Source organism: Halomonas sp. BC2 (assembly GCF_002078115.1).
GTDB lineage: Bacteria > Pseudomonadota > Gammaproteobacteria > Pseudomonadales > Halomonadaceae > Vreelandella > Vreelandella stevensii.
Genome location: NZ_LFGT01000009.1, coordinates 401,373 through 403,896 on the forward strand (window position 1 = coordinate 401,373; position 2,524 = coordinate 403,896).

General features: G+C 58.2%; 1 protein-coding gene and 1 pseudogene. Both read left to right on the forward strand.

Features of this window, described 5'->3' with window-relative positions:
• Positions 1-1,930: pseudogene (locus tag B7L71_RS08260) on the forward strand (BREX system P-loop protein BrxC); the annotation flags it as partial.
• A gap of 233 nt (positions 1,931-2,163) precedes the next feature.
• Entirely contained in the window at positions 2,164-2,424 is a 261-nt protein-coding gene (locus tag B7L71_RS08265) for a type II toxin-antitoxin system Phd/YefM family antitoxin (RefSeq protein WP_062374361.1), read from the forward strand.
• The last annotated feature ends 100 nt before the right edge of the window (positions 2,425-2,524 follow it).

Sequence of the window (2,524 nt, forward strand, 5' to 3'; positions counted from 1 at the left end):
GCGCGACCGCGCCAAGTACCGCTATCCGGTCAACAAAACCGACTACAGCATTGGACGTTACCTGGATGGCCACACTCTGGATGGCCGCTACCAGAGCCAGCTAAGGGTAGAGGTGGTCTCACCGCTGGATGTGGAGTACGTACAGCTAAGCGAAGCAGGCTGCATTCACAAAAGCGGCGATAACGGTGGGCAGGTGCTGATTAAGCTGCCCGACGACAAGCGCTTTACCGATGAGCTGCGCACCCTGCTGAAAACCGATAAGTTTATTCGCCTGAACCTATCGGCCAACGACCACAGCGTAGAGCGCATTCTGGCCGACCGTGGCCGGGAAAACCAGGCGCGTAAAAAACGCCTGCGTGTGCGTTTGGAAGAGATGCTATTAGATGCAGACGCCTATGCGCTCGGCCAAAAGCTGGAACTCAATCGCAGCCAGCTAAGCACCCGCCTGGATGAAGCCTGCCGCTACCTGCTGGAAAACACCTACAACAAGCTGAGCCAGCTCACGGCGCTTAGCCCGGAGCCGATGCGCGAGCTGCAGGCCGTATTAACCGCCGATGACCTGGGCACCCAGAACCTCAACTTGGATGGTGAAGAGGGCAACGCTCAAGCGGTGAAAGAGGTAGAGCAGTATATCTCGCTGCATGGCGGCGAACCGGTGCCACTGAACCCGCTGATTGAGCGCTTCAGCAATCGACCTTTCGGCTGGCCGGAAGGCGAAACGCTGCTGATTCTGGGCCGCCTGCATGCCGCTGGGCGCTTAACCTTCCACACCGCTGGCCCCGCGCTCAGCGGTAAAGAAGCCTTTGAGCTACTCAACAACGCCCGCCGCCGCAGTGAAGTCCGCCTCCAGAAAAAGCGCCAAACCGAAGATGCGGTGCTCAACAAAGCCCGTAACCTCACCAAAGAGCTGTTTGGCCAGCTAGGCCCCACCAGTGAAAAAGAGCTGTTTACCTATTACGTAGACCGCTTATCCCGCTGGCGGCGGGAGCTAGAAGCGTATAAAAGCAAAACCGACGTGGGCAACTTCCCCGGTCGCAATGCCATTGACAACTCACTGCGGGAAGTGGAGCGTCTGCTGCGCCTGGACGACAGCTTCGACTTCTTCAAAACCGTCGCCAGCCAGCAAGACACGCTGCTCGATGTTGAAGAAGACTACCGTGATCTCAACGATTTCTTTACCAAGCAGCTCACCACCTGGCAGCAGCTAGAACAAGCGCTCAATCGGTTTGCGGTGAACCGCCTGGAGCTTGAGAAAAACACCCAGGCCCAGCAAGTATTGGCGGAGTGTGAGCGCATTTACCGCGCCGATGCCCCCTACGCCATGCTCAACAAGGTGGATGGCTTGGTACGCACGCTGGATGACATTAACAGCGGCTTGGTGGAGGAAAAACGCCAGCACGCCATTGCCCGTATCGACACGCGCATCGCCAAAGTAAGCGCAGAAATAGCCAAAAGCGGCATAGGTACCGCCGAGCTCAGCAACCGCTTGCTGCACCCGCTGCAGCAGCTCAAAGCCTCGGTCAACCACTCGGTCAGTGTCGCGCAGATCTACCAGCTGCAAACTGAAGCCGCTGTCGAGTTAGAAGAAGAAAGTTTGGATGCGCTTCACCACGCCCAGGCTGAAGCGGCCAAGCGGCAGCCGCCTACGCTTGCGGGTAACACCACAACACCGGCTCCAACATCAGAGAACCCCAAGCCAGCCCCACAAACGGCACCAGGTGATAAAGCGTACGACCCGCACACCGCAACAGCACCAGCGGCGGTAAATGCCCCCAAACCCGTGGCAAGAGTGCGTGTAAGCGACGTACTCAGCCGCGTGCATAGTGGCGTGTACCTAGAAAGCCAAGCGGAAGTTGATGCGTTTATGGATGAGCTGAGAAAAGAACTGGAAGGGGCACTTTCAGCGGGCAAACGGGTACAGGTGCGGTAGTGTTCAAACGATTTTTGTTGAAAGTGGAGCGACAAGCTGAGCACAGGGGGCCGCTGCAATTTGGCAACAGACTGTTGCCAAATTCACCGATGCACCCTGAACCGCCAACAGGGGCAACGACTATCGCCAAGCCTAAGCATCCTGGTTGGCAGGGTATCGACGAGCAGGTTACACTTTAAAAATAACCCGTTCATCCGCGTCGGGTCTGAGCGATACCGCAGAGGTGAGTCATCATGCATGCCAACGTCAAGCAGCTGCGCTTGCAAACCAAAGCTTTGATTGCCGCTACCCAGCGTGGCGAGACCGTAGAGATCACCTTTCACGGCAAGCCATGTGCTCGCCTAGTGGGGGTGGCGTCTGCCACACCTAACAAGCGCTTGGCCCCCAACCCGGCGTTCGGCCTCTGGGCAGATCAGGGCGAGGCAAGCGCCCAGGAGATTGACACCCAAGTCCGCCATTTGCGCGCGCCGCGCTCCTTCGAGGGCAGCGACTGATGCTGGTGGACACGGATGTGCTGATCTGGAATTTGCGCGGCAACCGCGCCGCCGCCCAGCGCCTGGATGACGCGCCAGGTTTCTGGCTCTCTGCCGTCAC